This is a genomic window from Endozoicomonas sp., from assembly GCF_965196975.1.
Taxonomy (GTDB): domain Bacteria; phylum Pseudomonadota; class Gammaproteobacteria; order Pseudomonadales; family Endozoicomonadaceae; genus Endozoicomonas.
In genome coordinates, this window is sequence record NZ_OZ239981.1 from 2,151,605 (window position 1) to 2,170,670 (window position 19,066).

General features: G+C 46.8%; 17 protein-coding genes. 10 read left to right on the forward strand and 7 right to left on the reverse strand.

From position 1 onward, the window contains the following. Positions 1–43 precede the first annotated feature (43 nt). Entirely contained in the window at positions 44–1,417 is a 1,374-nt protein-coding gene (locus ACOCLE_RS09605; RefSeq protein ID WP_419536518.1) for a protein kinase domain-containing protein, read from the reverse strand. Positions 1,418–1,712: 295 nt separating this feature from the next. Here ACOCLE_RS09605 and ACOCLE_RS09610 point away from each other — a divergent pair, with 295 nt between their 5' ends. The 3 genes from ACOCLE_RS09610 (at position 1,713) to ACOCLE_RS09620 (ending at position 5,614) form a co-directional block, all read left to right on the forward strand. Further along, positions 1,713–2,873 carry an AAA family ATPase gene (locus tag ACOCLE_RS09610; RefSeq protein WP_419537188.1) on the forward strand — a complete coding sequence of 387 codons (1,161 nt, stop codon included), beginning with the start codon at positions 1,713–1,715 and terminating at the stop codon, positions 2,871–2,873. 204 nt (positions 2,874–3,077) lie between these two features. Then, positions 3,078–3,695, forward strand: a complete 618-nt coding sequence (locus tag ACOCLE_RS09615) for an NAD(P)H-dependent oxidoreductase (RefSeq protein WP_419536519.1) — start codon at positions 3,078–3,080, stop codon at positions 3,693–3,695. Between the two features lie 2 nt (positions 3,696–3,697). Beyond that, complete coding sequence (locus ACOCLE_RS09620; RefSeq protein WP_419536520.1) at positions 3,698–5,614, forward strand: monovalent cation:proton antiporter-2 (CPA2) family protein; 1,917 nt, start codon at positions 3,698–3,700, stop codon at positions 5,612–5,614. A gap of 218 nt (positions 5,615–5,832) precedes the next feature. Here ACOCLE_RS09620 and ACOCLE_RS09625 read toward each other — a convergent pair whose 3' ends face one another. After that, on the reverse strand, positions 5,833–6,291 hold the full coding sequence (locus tag ACOCLE_RS09625) for a hypothetical protein (protein ID WP_419536521.1): 459 nt from the start codon (positions 6,289–6,291) through the stop codon (positions 5,833–5,835). A gap of 31 nt (positions 6,292–6,322) precedes the next feature. Further along, positions 6,323–7,603, reverse strand: coding sequence for an ISKra4 family transposase (locus tag ACOCLE_RS09630; protein WP_419532972.1), 1,281 nt, complete (start codon positions 7,601–7,603; stop codon positions 6,323–6,325). A gap of 611 nt (positions 7,604–8,214) precedes the next feature. Between ACOCLE_RS09630 and ACOCLE_RS09635 the strand changes: the two genes are divergently transcribed. Further along, on the forward strand, positions 8,215–9,654 hold the full coding sequence (locus tag ACOCLE_RS09635) for a catalase (protein ID WP_419536522.1): 1,440 nt from the start codon (positions 8,215–8,217) through the stop codon (positions 9,652–9,654). A 215-nt stretch (positions 9,655–9,869) separates the two neighbouring features. Here ACOCLE_RS09635 and ACOCLE_RS09640 read toward each other — a convergent pair whose 3' ends face one another. Both ACOCLE_RS09640 and ACOCLE_RS09645 read right to left on the reverse strand, forming a co-directional pair. Continuing rightward, a complete protein-coding gene (locus ACOCLE_RS09640) occupies positions 9,870–10,088 on the reverse strand; it encodes a hypothetical protein (RefSeq protein ID WP_419536523.1) in 219 nt (72 codons plus the stop codon). Positions 10,089–10,160: 72 nt separating this feature from the next. Continuing rightward, the gene (locus ACOCLE_RS09645; protein ID WP_419536524.1) at positions 10,161–11,942 is read right to left on the reverse strand and encodes a protein kinase domain-containing protein; all 1,782 of its coding nucleotides are present in this window, start codon (positions 11,940–11,942) and stop codon (positions 10,161–10,163) included. A gap of 163 nt (positions 11,943–12,105) precedes the next feature. Here ACOCLE_RS09645 and ACOCLE_RS09650 point away from each other — a divergent pair, with 163 nt between their 5' ends. The 3 genes from ACOCLE_RS09650 to ACOCLE_RS09660 all read left to right on the forward strand — a co-directional run bounded on the left by ACOCLE_RS09650 (position 12,106) and on the right by ACOCLE_RS09660 (position 14,866). Continuing rightward, positions 12,106–12,270, forward strand: coding sequence for a hypothetical protein (locus tag ACOCLE_RS09650; RefSeq protein WP_419536525.1), 165 nt, complete (start codon positions 12,106–12,108; stop codon positions 12,268–12,270). Between the two features lie 590 nt (positions 12,271–12,860). Then, positions 12,861–13,517 (forward strand): hypothetical protein, encoded by a 657-nt coding sequence (locus tag ACOCLE_RS09655; protein ID WP_419536526.1) that lies wholly within the window; start codon positions 12,861–12,863, stop codon positions 13,515–13,517. Positions 13,518–13,585: 68 nt separating this feature from the next. Then, a complete protein-coding gene (locus ACOCLE_RS09660) occupies positions 13,586–14,866 on the forward strand; it encodes an ISKra4 family transposase (RefSeq protein WP_419532972.1) in 1,281 nt (426 codons plus the stop codon). A 247-nt stretch (positions 14,867–15,113) separates the two neighbouring features. Here the strand turns inward: ACOCLE_RS09660 and ACOCLE_RS09665 are convergent. After that, a protein-coding gene (locus ACOCLE_RS09665) for an IS1 family transposase (RefSeq protein ID WP_419533548.1) occupies positions 15,114–15,817 on the reverse strand; the annotation gives its coding sequence in 2 pieces (ribosomal slippage) (positions 15,114–15,577 and positions 15,577–15,817; 705 coding nt in all). A gap of 247 nt (positions 15,818–16,064) precedes the next feature. Further along, positions 16,065–16,247, reverse strand: a complete 183-nt coding sequence (locus ACOCLE_RS09670; protein ID WP_419536527.1) for a hypothetical protein — start codon at positions 16,245–16,247, stop codon at positions 16,065–16,067. A 40-nt stretch (positions 16,248–16,287) separates the two neighbouring features. Here ACOCLE_RS09670 and ACOCLE_RS09675 point away from each other — a divergent pair, with 40 nt between their 5' ends. The 3 genes from ACOCLE_RS09675 to ACOCLE_RS09685 all read left to right on the forward strand — a co-directional run bounded on the left by ACOCLE_RS09675 (position 16,288) and on the right by ACOCLE_RS09685 (position 18,698). Then, the gene (locus ACOCLE_RS09675; protein ID WP_419536528.1) at positions 16,288–17,076 is read left to right on the forward strand and encodes an NERD domain-containing protein; all 789 of its coding nucleotides are present in this window, start codon (positions 16,288–16,290) and stop codon (positions 17,074–17,076) included. Between the two features lie 216 nt (positions 17,077–17,292). After that, on the forward strand, positions 17,293–17,790 hold the full coding sequence (locus tag ACOCLE_RS09680; RefSeq protein ID WP_419536529.1) for a YbaK/EbsC family protein: 498 nt from the start codon (positions 17,293–17,295) through the stop codon (positions 17,788–17,790). A gap of 335 nt (positions 17,791–18,125) precedes the next feature. After that, complete coding sequence (locus ACOCLE_RS09685) at positions 18,126–18,698, forward strand: class I SAM-dependent methyltransferase (protein ID WP_419537189.1); 573 nt, start codon at positions 18,126–18,128, stop codon at positions 18,696–18,698. Positions 18,699–19,066 lie beyond the last annotated feature (368 nt).

A 19,066-nucleotide genomic window follows, 5' to 3' on the forward strand; every position in this document is an offset into this window, starting at 1 on the left:
GCATTGAAGCAAGAGTCAGCCAGACCGACGTTCGAAAGAAAGGCTATTCTTCATTACCCTTCTCGGTTTCAATTTTCACCAGGGCCGCTTTCAATACTTTTTTTATCGAAGCATCATCACACATGATGTCAGTAAGGAAGTCATGCTTCAGTGCACTTGAGGCATTCAATCGACCATCCGATGAAGGATGAAGGTTTCGGTTAATAAAGTCGACAACTGACGTTGCACCACCAGCGCCATGAAAGCCACTCAGGAATCTGGTTCTCAGTTCTTTTAGGTCTGCATCAACCGCTTCAATCATGATATCCAGGGGCATCGCTTCATTTCCGGGCGTGGAATACTTTGCCTCAAGCAGCGCATCAAAAAGATCAGGTTCATTTAACTTCAGGTCGACTGCATGGAAATCTACGGGTTTAAGCGCTGTCTGCCACTCTCCCGTTGCTTGATCCGAAGCCTGGTACTTTTGCATCGATTGTTTTAGCCGCCACATAAGCGCCATCCTTGATGACAGGGTAATGTCTCCATACTCTGCACCGGCGGTGAAAAGATCATCACCTCTCGGGTTGGTAACGTTGGAAAAAATAGAATACAGAATTTGTCCGATACTGTAACAATCCACCTTATCGGAAATCGTTGATGTTCCTCCTGAGGTATAGAATTCCGGTGAGGTATAGAACTCTGAGCCAACACGTTGTTGCTCCCCTATTTTGTCAAGACTGCCAAAATCAAGAACGAATGCCTTCAGATCTTTGCTGGATATTCGGATGTTTTTCGGTTTTATGTCCTGGTGGCAATACCCTTGCGTTTCCAGATGACGAAGCACATCAACCACGTCTCTAATGAGATGCTGGATCGTTCCCCAGAATCTTGAATGCGTTATCTTTCCAGAATGGTATTGCTCGATCAGTGTATCCATTACCGTCGACAAATCGGCTCCGGGGATATAATCCAATAACATGCCTGATTGACCGTCAATCTCCGTCATACCGTAACAGTTGACAATATTTGGATGCGCTCCGATCAAGTGCATAATCTGGCACTCTTGTTTAACCTGATCCACGTCTTGTAAAGCCACCTTGAACGCCAACTCCCGGCTGCTGTCCATCGCATCAACCACTTTCCAGACCTGGCCAAACCCACCCCGGCCAATAACACGTTCTTTCACCCATCGGGTTTCAGGGCTGTACTGCGTTTGATCCAAACCAGCATACCCATCATCAGTCTGGTGAATTTTCATGTCTGACAAAGCGCGCTGACAAGAACCGTTAGAAAGTTCGCACTGTCGCGCATAATTTGGTGGGGAAGGTAAAGAGATAAAGCTGGATACGGAATAGTCTTGATAGTAAGCCTTTTCCCTGGCCTTATAGATTGGGCTGATATATGAATTAAGCTCACCACCGATTCGATTAAACCGCATACGGCCTCCCTGGCAAATTCAAACGCTTATTTTGTCCTTTACTGCCCTTGTTTTGCGTCAATCTACCACAAAACCGTCCATGAACGTTTACGACTTAAGTCATACAAACTGGAAGCCAATGGCCGATACCAGGTGACTTTCAACAGCCTTTAAAAGGTATATAGTGATGACCAGACAACGCACTTTATAATTTGAAAGACAGCGTCGTTACAAAACACAAAGACTAAGCTGACAGCATCATCCGGACAACACATCAACGGAATGGCTTCGGCCTATAAGAAACCATCGAATGCCCATGCTGACAACCCTATCCATAGCAAACTATCGCTCCATCATGTCACTGACTTTGCCACTGGGTTCACTGAACCTGATTACGGGAGCCAATGGCAGCGGTAAATCCAATCTCTACAAGGCCTTGCGACTACTGGCCAAAACCGCCTCTGGTGGCGTCGTCAACTCACTCGCTGAAGAAGGTGGACTGCACTCCACCTACTGGGCTGGGCCGGAAGAGCTTACCGATGCCATGAAGCGGGGTGATGTCGATATCCAGGGAACACAGCGGAAAAATGTGGTGCGACTCAAGCTGGGCTTTGCCAGTGAGAGCTTTGGTTACACCATCTCCCTGGGCTTGCCCACTCCCCAACAGTCAGCGTTTACCTTTGACCCGGAAATCAAACACGAATGCATTTTCAGTGGCCCAGCCTATCGACCAGCCACCGCACTGGTGGAGCGCAAGGGCAACATGGTCAAAATCCGCCATGATCGACAATGGGAAGTGGTTACACAGCATATTCCCAACTTCGATAGCCTGTTTGATGCACATGCTGACCCATCCAGTGCCGCAGAAGTCTTTCATGTGCGGGAAATGATTCGCAGCTGGCGGTTTTACGACCACTTCCGAACCGATGCCGAGGCCCCGGCAAGAAAGCCCCAGTTGGGCACCCGGACACCAGTGTTACACCACGATGGCCGAGATTTGGCCGCCGCTTTGCAGACCATCATTGAAATCGGTGACCGCAAGGCACTGGACACCGCCATAGAGGATGCATTCCCAGGCTGCCGGCTTCGTGTGGTTACCACCGAAGACAGCCGTTTTTCACTGGAGTTTTGCCAGAAAGGCTTACTGAGACCACTGACGGGCGCTGAACTGTCCGATGGTACCCTGCGTTTTATTCTCTGGATTGCCGCGTTGCTGACACCAAGACCACCCGCCCTGATGGTACTGAACGAGCCTGAAACCAGCCTGCACCCGGATTTACTGCCCGCATTGGCCCGGTTAATTGTGCACGCGTCAAGAAACTCCCAGATCTGGGTAATATCCCATGCCAATCGATTAATAAACGCTCTGAACAAACATGAGCAGTGCCATTGGATCGAACTGGAAAAGCACCTTGGGCAAACGGAAATCAAAGGTCAGGGTATTCTCGATACTCCCAGCTGGCACTGGCCTGACTAAATGTAGTCTGCCCTTATTGAGCCGCGAAGATCACACCATTTCATTCATAAACCGTTTAACCTTTCGTTGCGAACCTTGTGACCTTCGTGGTTTACATCAGTCCCCCCTTGCACCAGCTACCCCAATCAACCACCATTAGCGCCATGGCTGGCAACTGTTGTCAATTGCCAGCCAAGAGCAACAACAAGGAGAAAAACCATCGCCATGGCCAGCCACCAGCAGCGAGTACTGATACTGTTTGCCCATCCATCCCAGCACCGTTCGGAAGTTAATCTTCCGCTGTTTAAGGCCAGCCAGGGTTATGAGCAGGTCACCGTGGTGGATCTTTATCGAGAATACCCAACCCTGCGCATCAATATCGAGAAAGAGCAACAGCGTCTGCTGGAGCATGATGTGATCGTCTTTATGTTTCCTCTTTACTGGTACTCCACACCGGCTATTTTGAAAGAGTGGCAAGACCTGGTACTGGAATACGGCTTTGCCTATGGCCGTGACGGTGTGGCATTAAAAGACAAAGTATTTTTATGCGCCCTCACCGCCGGAGGGCCAGAAAAAGCGTATCAGGCCGAAGGCTATAATCACTTCACCATCCGAGAACTGTTACAGCCTCTTGAACAGACGGCTAACTTGACCGGCATGCACTACCTGCCACCCTTTGCACTCTTCAGCGCTCGTACGGCAGCGGAAGAAAACCGGATTGAACAGCATATTGGCCGCTGGCAGCATCTGCTTCAGGCGCTGATCGATAACCGGGTGGATGTCAACAAAGTTCGTGGCCTGAATACCCTGGCCGAACCACTCGAATCGATTCTCAAGGACTGACCATGACTGCATACTTCATCCAGGCATTTATCTATCTTTGTGCCGCAGTCCTGCTGGTACCACTCGCCAAACGGCTGGGTTTGGGTTCGGTACTGGGCTACCTGATTGCGGGCGTGATCATTGGACCATTGACCGGGCTTGTCGGACAGGAAACCACCACCATTCAGCATTTTGCAGAGTTTGGCGTGGTCATGATGCTCTTTCTGGTCGGGCTGGAATTACAACCCCAGGCACTCTGGTCGATGCGCCATAAACTGCTTGGTCTGGGCGGTCTTCAGGTAACCCTGACAGCAGCAGTTGTAACAGGGGTTGCCCTGGCCTTTGGCCTGCAGTGGACCGTAGCACTGGCCGTTGGTCTGATCTTCTCATTGTCGTCTACGGCAATTGTACTGCAGACGTTTAATGAAAAAGGCCTGTCTAAAACCGAAGGCGGCAAGAGTGCCTTTTCGGTTCTGCTGTTTCAGGACATTGCCGTCATCCCCATGCTGGCCTTTATTCCACTGCTGGCATTGCCAGAGCTGCAGGAAGCCGCATCAAAACTCTCAGCGGCAGCAGAACACCATGAAGAGCTGAGCATTGTCGCCCATCTTCCCGCCTGGGCAACAGGGCTGGTGATTCTTGGCACCATCGGCGCTCTGGTTGCTGCAGGGCACTTTCTGAGCCGAGCTCTGTTTCGCTATGTTGCTGATTCCGGGCTGAGAGAAGTCTTCACAGCCACCGCTCTTATGTTGGTGATTGGTATCGCGGCTCTCATGGGACTGATTGGTCTTTCTCCAGCGCTGGGAACCTTCCTTGCCGGTGTGGTTCTGGCCAACAGCGAGTTCCGCCATGAGCTGGAGGCGGATATCGAGCCATTTAAAGGCCTCTTGCTCGGCCTGTTTTTTATCACCGTGGGCGCCGGCATCAATTTTGAGATTCTCTCCAGCAGCCTGATCACCATTGTAAGCCTGACACTGGGGCTGATGCTCACCAAGGCACTGGTGCTCTTTGGCCTGGCCATCCTGTTCCGCGTGCATCATAGCGACCGTTGGCTGTTTACCCTGAGTCTGGCCCAGGCCGGTGAGTTTGGGTTTGTACTGCTGAGCTATACCGTTGCCGAACACGTCATCCCACACGACCTGGCACAGATGCTTTCCATGGTGGTCGCACTGTCCATGTTCCTGACCCCTGCCCTGTTTATCCTGTTTGAAAAGGTCATTCAGCCCCGATACCAGAAAAGCAGCGATGACCGGGAGCCCGATACCATTGACCAGCAAGGCCCAGTCATTATTACTGGCATTGGTCGCGTTGGTCAGATCGTAAATCGCCTGCTGGTTGCCAATAACATACCGACCGTTGTGCTCGACCATTCCGCTGCACAAGTGGATGTAATGCGCAGCCTGAATATCAAAAGCTTTTATGGCGACGCCAGCCGCCCGGACCTGTTACACACCGCTGGTATTCATGAAGCCAGCCTGATGATTATTGCCATTGATGACCGAGCCCGAGCGCTGGAGCTGGTTGAACATGTGAAGCAGAACCACCCCCATATCAAGGTGCTGGTGCGCTCATTTGATCGTGCCCATAAATACGAACTAAGGGATGCGGGTGCTGATCTGATCGTCAGTGAAACCTACCACTCCGCCCTGAACATGGGCACCCATGCACTGGAAGCCCTGGGCTTTCACCCATTCCACGCGGAGCAGATGCGCCAGAACTTTGTTGAGGTGGATAACAGCAACTGTCTGAAACTTTATGAAAGCTGGCGGGCAGAAGATGAATCACGCAGCTTTGGGGATCACTACCGCGACCTGTTTATCAAACTGGAAGGATTGATGCGGGATTCCATGAAAAAAGATCGGGCCGACCGACACACCAGGTCTGAGCGGGGCTGGACACCACCACCGAAAGATTATTTAAAGGATTTCAAAGCTGATTAATTGTTTTCATTAGCTACAGAGATTGTAAAGCACACACAGTAAAGAGCTATTTCTTTAAATAACTTTGTGGACTGTGCAACCTCTGTTGTTTAATTACTGCCTGTTAACTGCATTGATCATAAAATACCTAGAAGAATTCAACCGTAACGTATTTAGAAAAAATTAATTTCAAGCGATATTTTAAACATCGATCACAGAGTAGCAATAAATGTGCCGATTTAATCGACCTCACTTTCATTACCAGAACTTTCGACTTCCTCATCGATAAAAGTACGTCCAGTCACATCAAAAGAATCCTCTCCCCTATTGGCCATGTCATGAAGAGTGTCAGAAGCACCATTTCTGGCTGCGGTCTCTAAAAGCATCGAACCAGCCAAAGAGAGACTCAGAAGCACTTTGCAAACAGCGTTCATTACAGGAGGTTCAACAGACTCGCCCTCATGAATAGCGTTTTCAGGCTCTCTCAGCAGAGGCCTGCAATATCCATCGCTTTCATCGATCAGTCTTTCTAATAACCGTTGTTGGTCTTCTAATTTAAGAGCTGGATCACATTTTATAAGAAAATTCATTTCAAACTTAGCCATGGCGATCTTGGCCGCCTTTACTTCATTATGATGCGAATTATAAAGATCAGTATTACGAACTATACTATTATAAGACAATAATATTGGGTTCATATTTGGGTGCTCTCTCAATTTGATAACTGACTCATAGGTTAGCTTCAACCTTTCCAGTCATGAACTCAGACCAAAGTTGTTCCCAGCGCCCCTTACTCTGGATCAGTGCTCTTGTTGTCAAAAGCACTTCCGCTCCTGTTGCTTTCCACCTCATTCCAGAACCACATAATCGTTGCTTTACCAGAGTCTTACAAGCCGCTTCAGTAACTCCTGAACCTATTGGCCAATGGCGTTTAAGCGCCTGATGATAATTCATTAACTGGTGATTGTTTGTAAAATAGCTCACAGCTTTGTAGCGCTTCTCTGTCAGTGCGATTGTCTTTTTCGGGAGCTCGGCTGATTCAATTTCCTGAAGGATTTTTTTGGCTGCTCCACGCTTGTTTTTCAAACTATGTAGCCTGTCTTCAAGCCACTGGTGTCGCTTCGCCTTACTGGTTGGAAACAGTGCTTCCGCTGCTCCAGCTAAATATTCAGATGCATGATAAAAATCGAGTATCTGCCCAGAGGTATGTTGTTTCAAATAACTCCAGTTTTCTCTAGCCCCGTCAGCTACCCCGATGTATGTGGCATTTGGGTAGAGTCGTTTTAGATCTGCAATCTCCTCGTCGAGCTTGCTCATAAAGCTTTGTTTACCATACTCTGGCGAACTGGCTGTATATATCGTGTGGAGCCTGTCTCCATCTGCAGAATATAGGCTCAATGTCCCACACATGGCTTCCCTCCAGCCTTCTTCACAAAGCAGCATGCAGGTTCCATCCAGACCAATGGCTATTGTTTCAACAGGCTCTTTTAGTGGAGGAAGGTGGTAGTGAGTGTCTTGCTGGTCTTCAATTAATGCACCTACTCTGTCCGATAAATGCTTGATATAAGAATTTGAAAGCGTCCTTTGATGGTTGGTCTCAAAATCTTCTTTTACCGCAGGCGCTGGCATCTGGCTGTATTTCCAGGCGATAGACTTGGCAAATTTGGGGGTAGCTGAACCAATAATACCGGCACGAAGATCAAGTGCTGCCAGAGTACTGCCACCTCTGACACCCTGATATACGGAGCGCTCCAAAGGTATACGACCGTATAAGGTTTCATAGTGCTTAAGAACCTTTCCTTTGTAGTTCCACTTCTGCTGATTAACGACGATAGGTTCTTTATTGGGTGATTCAAATAGCCCCAATAACTCTTTTGTTCCAAGCTGCCCGGCTTCATTGAGTGCACGCTGTAAACTATCTTCAAGATTCAGCATGTTGCCTGAATCTATAGAAACTTCAATTTGCAAAACGATGCTTTTGGTAGAGCTGGAAATAACAGAAGCGGGCATGACAGTTAACTATTATGAGTGGTGTTCCCATAGTAGCTGTGAAAATAGAGCACTATTGTTTCAATCATTCAGAGAGAGCACCCTCATATTTTACTCCTAAACATTTATTAACTTGGCATCAATCATGTTTCGTTAACTATCAGGATGAAATTCAAAAAACAGTTAGCCAATATAAAAAGACCCTCGATTCAATAAGCCTTGAATATTTTTATCTTGTAAAGACTAGTCAAACTATCTTTTTGCACAAGTTTTAAATGCGATAAAAACTGGAACCCAATACCTTCATCCCATTAAAAATCTCAAATACTAGTTTTTCCGCATTCAGTCATCATAAAAAATTTCGCATTCAAAAAACTGACTTAAGACAATATGATTTTTCCAATTCAAACATTTATTTTATTTTCAACCCAAGAGATCACAAAGTACAAAGAGGAAAGCGTAGTCTTATCAACTTTGTGGCCTTTGTGCTCTTCGTGGTTCACACTTTTAAATCTGTGATCTCCGCAACCTCCCACTTTGCAGGATTGCCAATCTCCACTTATACCTTATGACAGCAGCCTGAACATACGTCACAGGCTGCACTTTCTGTTTCTGGTCATGAGGATACCAGTATGTCCAAACGTCGCCTGACTTCTGTATCAGGAGCCCCGGTTGCTGATAACAATAACGTCAAAACCGCCGGTCCCCGGGGACCGATGATGCTGGAAGACGTGTGGTACCTGGAAAAGCTTGCTCACTTTGCCAGGGAAGTGATTCCGGAACGGCGAATGCATGCCAAGGGTTCCGGTGCCCATGGCACCTTTACCGTAACTCACGACATCACGAAATACAGCAAAGCCGCTATCTTCTCGGAAGTGGGTAAGGAAACCCCGATGTTTATCCGCTTTTCAACGGTGGCCGGTGAGCGCGGTGCGGCGGATGCCGAACGGGATATCCGTGGCTTTGCCATGAAGTACTACACCGACGAGGGAAACTGGGACCTGGTGGGCAATAACACCCCGGTCTTCTATCTGCGGGATCCATTGAAATTCCCCGACCTGAACCATGTGGTCAAACGGGATCCACGGGACAATATGCGCAGTAACGCCCATAAGTGGGACTTCTTCTCCCATCTCCCTGAATCCCTGCACCAGATCACTATTGATTACAGTGACCGGGGCCTGCCCCACTCCTATCGCCATATGCACGGTTTTGGCAGCCATACCTTCAGCCTGATCAACCGCAATAATGAACGACACTGGGTGAAGTTCCATTTCCGCTGCGAGCAAGGCATTGAGAACCTGATGGACGATGACGCCATGAAACTGGTGGGTATGGACCGTGAATCCAGTCAACGGGACTTGTTCAACGCCATTGAACGGGGTGAACACCCCCGCTGGACCATGCAGATCCAGGTACTGACCGAAGAGCAGGCCAGACAACTGCCCTACAATCCGTTTGACCTGACCAAGGTCTGGCGCCATAACGATGCCCCCCTGATGGATGTGGGCTACTTTGAACTGAACCGCAACCCGGACAACTACTTTAACGAGGTTGAACAGGTGGCCATGAACCCAGCCAGTGTGGTGCCCGGCATCAGCTTCTCTCCGGACAAAATGTTGCAGGGTCGACTGTTCTCCTATGGTGATGCCCATCGCTATCGTCTTGGGGTAAACCATCACCAGATTCCGGTGAATGCGCCCAAATGCCCCTTCCACAACTACCACCGTGACGGCGCCATGAGGGTGGACAGCAACAGTGGCGACAGCATCACCTATGAGCCCAATAGCTTTGGGCTGTTCCAGGAATCCCCTGAAACCGCCGAGCCACCACTGGCTCTGGAAGGAGCGGATGACCATTGGAACCATCGGCAGGATGATGACTACTTTTCCCAGGTGCTGGCCCTCTATAACCTGCTCAGTGAAGAGGAACATCAGCGGATTCATCAGCGTATTGCCAGTGAACTGGTGACCATTCCCCAGGATATTGCCGAACGGCAGCTGAAGCTGTTTGGTCAGGTGCATGAGGCTTATGAAGCGGGCATTCGTAAGGCGATGGCGATGAGTGGCTAGTTTCTATTAATTAACTGCAAAGGCGCAAAAACACAGAGGAAACGCTTTTCTTCCTGACTCTGTGTTCTTGATAAAGTGGTAAGAACTCTTCCAGAAGATGCATTAAATTCAGGCGGGTACCGATCAGCCCTATTGGGCTCCCGCCCCCTTTTCCCCAACTCCCCCGGTAACCATTCACACCTCTGATATACGACCTTTGCCTTTTGCAATACGCCCTAAGCGGCATTACCTTCGTCGATGTGATCTTCGGATTCAGCGTGCTGAAGTTCTGAATAAAAAATGGTTGATTTGGTTTCGGGGTCTGGGTAATCAAAGGTAAACTGGGGCGTGTCTTTATCACTCTGCCCCGTTTTCGGTGTTGCCACTTCTACTACCGTGCTGAGATAACGAACCCGGGGCGGGATCACGGCCGGTTGCAGTTCATGGTCAGCCATTGGCAACATACTTTCGGAGTCTGACGAATCGCCGGCCACTGGTAAATCAGTACAGTGAAACTGCAGATACTGTCAATATTGATTAACCAAAGGGATTTCCTGCGGCATACCGTTAACAAAGAATGGAGAGTCCAGTGGTTTTGGGACCTTGCTTTTCAGTCTGATAATACAGGGGCGCTGCAAAGCTTCTGAAGGCGTAATTCGGTACCCTGGATCAAGCTGCATCATGTCAATAAAGAGTTCACTGATGTCATCCCCCAAAGCACTTTTTATTGCTTCAGCGGCCTGATCAATCTGTGATTTCATGCCACTAAGGGTTATATAAGCTTTCTTGGCGATCGCATTAAGTTCCACCTCATCGAGAGGAAATAGCTTCTGGCCGGTTACCAGTTCTGCCAGAGTGCAACCAATCGACCATATATCAACATTTTCAGCACTGATGTTATAACTGGGTTTACCGTTTTCAAAATTCATCGTCTCTGGAGGTACATAAGAAGGAACCAGGACAAACACAGCTGGAGCTTCCCCAACCCGTCTTGCAAGACCAAAATCACACGCTTTCAGCCGCCCATCCCTATAAAGCATATTATCCAGTTTGAGATCTCCATGGATAATGCCTTTTTCATGATACAAATAGTCCACAACAACCAGTTGCTGTGGCAAGATCATTTTGATGTCTTCAGGATCCAGTCCGCCGCCACGCTCCTCCATCATTACCTTCAGGTTTTTACCACCATCTTCCATCACAACATACTGTTTGCCACTTTGCTTATCAAAATAGGGGCTAAACATGTTGGCTATATTGGGATGCATGAGCTCGCCCAAAAGAGTTATCTCATTTTGGCCAGTTTTGCTTTTTCCAACAGGTTTAAACGCACATGAAAAGTTCTCAGGAATATATACTCCTGAGATCACCCCACCAGCTTCAGCACAGAAAGTCCCAGTACCAATCATTTTATCTCTGTCAAAAGAGTACAATCGCATGTGCTCTGGATTTGAGAATGATTCATCCAGCTCAACGTGAGAAGGCGACGAGACCAGAGAATACACAGAGTCGGGGTTTGCCTGTTGAAATGCCAGGACTGCATTATCGAAGCCTGCCTGGAAGGGCGATCTGATGTCTGGCGTTGTCGGGCAGCTTGAATGTGACTCGTGGAAGTCAGTATTAATAAATAATTGCTGTGTCGGTGACGTAGGATGACTTCTAGAGCCGGCCGAGTGAGCCACTGGGCCCCGTTGTATGAATGGCAGTCTTCTGGGAGGGACTGAACTTGACACTGAAGTCATTGGAGTTGATTGCCCCCATGAGTCAAGAGAGCAGGCACCCACGAATTGATCAGGAAAACTCCTTTGTCTGATTATCAGGCCTTCAGGACGACAACGGTGTTGAGCTTGCCAAGTACTTCCCGGCGATAGCGGACCAGAAGGAGTATCCCCTTCCATGCCCAGGGGAGTATCAATAAAGGTCTCTTGCATCAATAATACTGGATGGGCAGTCCTACCGTAATAAAAATCTTCTGGAACATTAGCGGTTGTTAATGGTTGCCGTTCAGGTATTGGAGGGGTTAATGGTTGTCTGCAAGGTATTGCAGGGACTTGGGAAAATGTTCGATAGATTGGGTTTTGTTGGATTCGTATCTCTTTACCACCCAGAGTAACCGTGCGATCAAAGTAATTTGCTGGCATACCTGATGTTGATGAAGCCGAATTATTTAAATTTGCATCAGGCATTTGATAAGAGCGCACGCTTCGGCCAAAACAACCACAGGTCAGAGTGGAAAAACACGCCCGCATTCTTGAAAAAAAGCTTCTGACGTCCGGGGATCCGGAGTGATCCAAGCTTTGAGGTCCCATAGCAACGCCTCCCTTTTACGCTTACCAGTCAGCCGGCCCAGCAACGGCAAAACAGACCGCCTGAAGGTATTGAACGGGTAATAATGAGTTACATCTGACACTTAGTTACCAAGAAGCAGAAATAGTTCATTTTTTATTGGAAAGGCATCGACCATGAATTTTCATGAGTTCATTTTCTGATAAAAACGGGCATCACTACTCCCAGGTGCGGGTGGTCATTCCCCAGGCTATTGCGGAACGGCAGCTGAAGCTGTTTGGTCAAGTGCATAAGGTTTATGAAGCGGGGATTCGTATGGCCATGGCGATGAGTGGGCAGTTTTTTTGTTAACCACAGAGACACAGAGCAAACGCTTTCTTCCTGACTCTGAGTCACTGTAAAGTCTTCTTAAAACAGATCAAGTTCAGAGAGGTAACCAGCTACCCTCTCTTTCTCCACTCTTCTATTCCCCGTTATCAAATAACTATTCACACAACCACCAATAAACGACTTTTGTCTTTAATTAGACTATCGTACAATCATGCCGCTTTGAGTGATTACATGACAATTCAGCGATGACAATCAGCTACTAAGAACCCTGCTGTTTGCGGTTATTTTTTGAACTGCAAAAAATCGACGGGCGGTAGCGTGCTTTTTTATAAACAGGCTTGTTATGCCTCTATGGGTTGAGTCTAGCGGAGCATAAGATGGAAGCTATGGATAATGTACTTCTTCTCAGCGCACTGCCCAAATATAACCACTATTACTCTTTTGAGTTAATTACGCCTAAATATCCAATATTACTCGAATGAGATAATTGCGCCCAAATATCCAATATCACTCGAATGAGATAATTACGCCCAAATATCCAATATCACTCGAATGAGTTAATTGCGCCCAAATATTCAATATTACTCATTTGAGTTTTAATACAATGTTAAGTGCCACCAAACTTTAGAGATATTATGCAAAAATTAGCTAACAGATGGGCTGGAAGGCTCTATGGAACAAATACTGGAAATCTATTTTTCGATCTTTCACAAGAAGGGAATAATATCTCTGGTACGGTTAGAATTAACGATAATGTCATGGGTGTTTACGTTTATACCTATGAAGGAACTGTTAATGATGAAATTGTAATGGTATGTACACCAGCACAAGAAGTTGATGGTTTAATACAAGGAAATGTTACTGTAAAAGGTTATTTAACTGATTCAGGTCATTTCAAAGGCGACTGGGAGTCTACTATCGGGACAGCAGGAACATTTGATGCATTTCCACATAATATAAATAAAAACGAACAAAACCCTTCAAACAACGAAAGTACTCCAGAGCAGATTCATAATAAGAGTATTGAGCTAGGCTCACTCAGACTATTTAGATCTGATGTTATTCAACTTATAGATTTCATCAAAAAAGACTTTACAGATGGAAAAGCGATTGTAACTTACAGTCTTAGAGGAAGTGAAGTTACGAAATATGCAGATGATTTCTTAGAAAATTTTGAAGGTCTTGAAAAAATAAACTATTTAAAAGTTGTAATTCAAGAGCCGGAAGCTTATGGAATCAATCGTGTAGTAGTAGGGTGCTCTCTCTGAATGATTGAAACAATAGTGCTCTATTTTCACAGCTACTATGGGAACACCACTCATAATAGTTAACTGTCATGCCCGCTTCTGTTATTTCCAGCTCTACCAAAAGCATCGTTTTGCAAATTGAAGTTTCTATAGATTCAGGCAACATGCTGAATCTTGAAGATAGTTTACAGCGTGCACTCAATGAAGCCGGGCAGCTTGGAACAAAAGAGTTATTGGGGCTATTTGAATCACCCAATAAAGAACCTATCGTCGTTAATCAGCAGAAGTGGAACTACAAAGGAAAGGTTCTTAAGCACTATGAAACCTTATACGGTCGTATACCTTTGGAGCGCTCCGTATATCAGGGTGTCAGAGGTGGCAGTACTCTGGCAGCACTTGATCTTCGTGCCGGTATTATTGGTTCAGCTACCCCCAAATTTGCCAAGTCTATCGCCTGGAAATACAGCCAGATGCCAGCGCCTGCGGTAAAAGAAGATTTTGAGACCAACCATCAAAGGACGCTTTCAAATTCTTATATCAAGCATTTATCGGACAGAGTAGGTGCATTAATTGAAGACCAGCAAGACACTCACTACCACCTTCCTCCACTAAAAGAGCCTGTTGAAACAATAGCCATTGGTCTGGATGGAACCTGCATGCTGCTTTGTGAAGAAGGCTGGAGGGAAGCCATGTGTGGGACATTGAGCCTATATTCTGCAGATGGAGACAGGCTCCACACGATATATACAGCCAGTTCGCCAGAGTATGGTAAACAAAGCTTTATGAGCAAGCTCGACGAGGAGATTGCAGATCTAAAACGACTCTACCCAAATGCCACATACATCGGGGTAGCTGACGGGGCTAGAGAAAACTGGAGTTATTTGAAACAACATACCTCTGGGCAGATACTCGATTTTTATCATGCATCTGAATATTTAGCTGGAGCAGCGGAAGCACTGTTTCCAACCAGTAAGGCGAAGCGACACCAGTGGCTTGAAGACAGGCTACATAGTTTGAAAAACAAGCGTGGAGCAGCCAAAAAAATCCTTCAGGAAATTGAATCAGCCGAGCTCCCGAAAAAGACAATCGCACTGACAGAGAAGCGCTACAAAGCTGTGAGCTATTTTACAAACAATCACCAGTTAATGAATTATCATCAGGCGCTTAAACGCCATTGGCCAATAGGTTCAGGAGTTACTGAAGCGGCTTGTAAGACTCTGGTAAAGCAACGATTATGTGGTTCTGGAATGAGGTGGAAAGCAACAGGAGCGGAAGTGCTTTTGACAACAAGAGCACTGATCCAGAGTAAGGGGCGCTGGGAACAACTTTGGTCTGAGTTCATGACTGGAAAGGTTGAAGCTAACCTATGAGTCAGTTATCAAATTGAGAGAGCACCCTAGTAGTAGTTGAACTATCTTCGAGTGGTACCAATGAAGTAAGGGTCTCTGGAATAAATGAATCTTGGGTTTTAGGTAAAGCGGAATCAATAGATCAACTTCTAAAGCCAAAACAAAATACTTTCATAACAACATATAAAAAGCATGGTCTTAACCTCAATAGTTTCATATTTATAACCATGCTCATCGTAACTCCAGGTATAGAAAAATGGGTGGAGGTTCAGAAGAGTTGATAGTGCTCTCGGTAGATAAATTCTCCGATTACTTTATCGTGAACTTCTTCTGATCTTGAAAAGCAAATAGATCGTCGAGCCAACCTCTTCAGACGTGTCCTGAAATTCAGGTTCTGCCTCTCTATACGCTGAGTAAAATGCTTACCAATAATATGCTTTTTCTCTGGTAACTGCTTCGCATAGGATGCCCAGTCATCCGTACAGAAAAACTCAAATCGATAGGGGGCCAGCAATTTCAGTAGCTTTTTCAGTGTCGCATCCGTTCGGCGACCAAATGCATGGGCAATTATCCGCTTGAAGCGTGGCTCCCAGGCATACCAGAGCCAGCGTTGATTTTTCTTACTGCCCACGAATGACCACTGTTCATCCATTTCGCAGATCAACTTAACCTTCGCATTCTCGAATGGAAACTCTGTTACTGCTGGCGGCGATAGTCTTTTAAGTGGGCGATGACAGTGGTTCGGCTAATATTGAGGTATCGCTCAATGTCTCTGACACCAGAGCCATTATGGGTTAGCCGGACAATCCTTTCATGTATACCTGGTTGGTTAGCGTTGTAGAGATAATGCAGCTGAAAGGTCTTGTTGCAACTTCGGCATAGGAACCTTTGGAGCCCTGATCTGGCCTTTCCATTTCTGACAATATCATCAGATTTACGACAGTGAATACAGATAACTTCAATAAAAGCCATAGCAGTACAGAACAAAAGACTGGCATAGTAGCAGACTTCAGCTTAGTTAATAGCCATCAACTCTTCTGAACCTTCACCGAAAAATGGTATGAAAGGGCTGGTTTTGTTTTAGTTGTCTTTACTCTTCTAAATTTATTACTTTTGATCCATAGTAAATTCATTCCTAATACTGCTATCTATTTACAAAAGGTCGAGCCTACATTTTTTGAAAGGTTTTGGCCTACAATACTTTCATGGTTGGTTGCAGCTACAAGTTCATTAGCAGCAGGTTATGTAATTTACCTACTGCAAACATCAGGCACTTAACAAAAAGTTCCAGTTCGTTCCGGGGCTGCGCCCCTCCACCCGACGCCGCCGTCGGCGGCGCGGCTGAACTTGGCGTTACAGGAAGAGTAAAGCACATAAGCACCAAACTGGTTTTCATTACCATTTAAAGACTCCGTCACCTACCTCAACACTGGAATCCAACCTTGGACTTCTCCCCTATTATCAGTAATGCAGTGACCATGCTTTTATGGCTTATCCCGCTGCTGTTTGTTATCGGCATTGCCAAATCACCCTGGTTTAAGGGGGTATTGGGTGAGTTTATGGTGAATACTGCCATCAAGCTGATGCTGGATAAAAAGCATTACCATTTGATGAATAATGTCACCCTGCCCACGGAGGATGGCTCCACCCAGATTGACCATATTATTGTCTCCCGCTATGGTATTTTTGTGGTGGAGACGAAAAATATGAAGGGCTGGATTTTTGGCTCTGAGCATCAGAAGCAGTGGACCCAGAAAATTTTTAAACACACCGCTCGTTTTCAGAACCCACTGCACCAGAACTATAAACACACCAAAACACTGTCTTCCTGCCTGAACATGGACGACAGCAAACTGTTCCCGGTGGTGGTCTTTGTGGGTGACAGTACCTTTAAAACCCCGATGCCGGAGAACGTGACCTATGCGGGTGGCCTGATCCGGTATATCAGATCAAAAACCGAACCCTTATTTTCGGACCGTGAGGTTGCAGAGGTGATTGAGCGTATTCAGTCCGGACGACTGGCACCCACGCTGAAAAATCACCGGGCGCATATCCGACACGTTCAGGCGATTAAGCAGAAGAAAGCGGCTGAAAAACCCTGCCCCAAATGCGGCAGCGCAATGGCATTGCGCACCGCCAGAAAGGGCACACGAGCCGGTACCCGGTTCTGGGGTTGCACACAGTATCCCCGATGCCGGGCCGCCATTCTGCATAAAGAAACGGTTATCTGAAGCGGCGGTTATTGCCATCGCTTGTTTTACATGACTGAACAACATTCATGAGTAAACACCGAATTCCTGCTTATACTGATGCATTCCATAAAGTGGCGATCTGCACTGCGGTTAAACCGGTTTTCTGAGTGACCGGTTAATTCGTTTGAAGAGGCCCACTCCGAACGTCCTACAAGTACCCGACACTTTGTCATGGTTTTCCAATGAGCGTTGCTTATGTGTTCAGACAAGCTTCAAACCGTAGATGTCAAAAGTTATCTGATTGAACAGGGTATCCATTTCGAATTATTTGAGCATAAAGCGGTCTTTACCTGCGATGAAGCCAAAGCAGAGCATATTGGTGCAAAAGGCATCGAAGTCAAAAACCTGTTCTTGAAAGATCAAAAATCAAGACGGTTTTACCTGGTGGTTGCTCCAGCAAATGTGGCTGTGAACCTTAAAGAACTGGGTCTCATGCTGGGAGAGAAGTTAAAATTTGCCAATGAAGAGAATCTGACAACAATTCTTGGCCTATCACCGGGCTCAGTATCGCCTTTTGGCCTGCTTAACGATCATGAGAACGCAGTAACGCTACTATTGCATAACTCCGTGGGTGACAGTGAGTTTGTGCAATTTCACCCCAACCTCAATACGCAGACCTTGGATTTAGCGCAACCTGAATTTAGAAAATGTTTACCGCTTTTTGGGAACAAATTTGAATTTATCGAATTTTAGTTCGTGGGCGTTTTCGTGAGTGGTCAGTACCTACCGGGCCGCCCATCTGCTGAAAGGATTAGGTAGATGAACTGGCTGCCATTATCATCAGGATCAGTTATCGACGTTTGATTCACAGTACTGAAATCATGATGGATTATCTGACCATTAACCGAGCGTCATGGAATAAACGAGCAGAGATTCACTTCAGCTCCCGTTTCTATGATGTTGAGGGTTTTCTGCTGGGGTAATCTTCCCTGCAAAGCATTGAGCTTAATGACCTGGGGGATGTCTCTGGCAAATCCCTGCTGCACCTGCAGTGTCACTTTGGCCTGGATACGCTCTCCTGGGCAAGGCTGGGTGCCGAAGTAACCGGTGTCGATTTGTCGCCAACCGCCATTGATCAGGCCAGGCAGCTGGCTGAAACGGTTGGCATTGATGCCCGCTTTATCTGTTCAGACCTGTACCAGTTTGGTGAAACCTCCCGGGAGCAATACGATATTGTGTTCACTTCCTACGGTGTGCTCTGCTGGCTGCCCGACCTTGATCGATGGGCTGCCACCATTGCCAGCAGCTTGAAGCCGGGCGGGCTGTTTTACCTGGCGGAGTTCCACCCGGTGTATGATGTGTTTGCCGGGTATTCCTACTTTCACCAGTCGGAGCCCGATGTTATTGAAGAAGGCACTTATACGGAAAATGATACTGGTGAAAAACAGACATTAGCCACCTGGGGGCACCCCATCAGCGATGTGGTGAATGCGTTGATCAAGGCCGGTATGCACATCACCCAGCTTAATGAGTACCCCTACAGCCCCTACAATTGCTTCGACGGGTTGATTGAACGAGAACCGGGACAGTTTTACTTTTTACACCAGGAGCAGCCTACCCCGCTGTTGTATACCATCAAAGGGGTAAAACACTCTGTTTAGCCTATTTTTAAGGCTACTTTTCGCCAAACGGTCGCATCCATTCTTAATGACTAAGCAGTGTCGGTTGATGAGATCTGGTCATCACCCACCGAAAGTGATACATGTATTAACTGTCAAATGACAAATACAACAATCATAAAAGGTGTCTTATGCAGGTACGTTTCGGATTGGTATTTTTCACGGTGCTTCTGGGTTCAGCAGTGGACTATGTTGTCTGGTTTGGTGTGTAGTCCGTCATCAGGCAGTGGTTTATTTTGAATCGATGCTGTCCGGCTCGCTCCAGAATCAGGCAACACAGCGTCGATTTTCGAGCCTACTGCCCCACTTTCACAGGTTCTTTTGAGCAGGGTTGCCGGACGATTCAATAC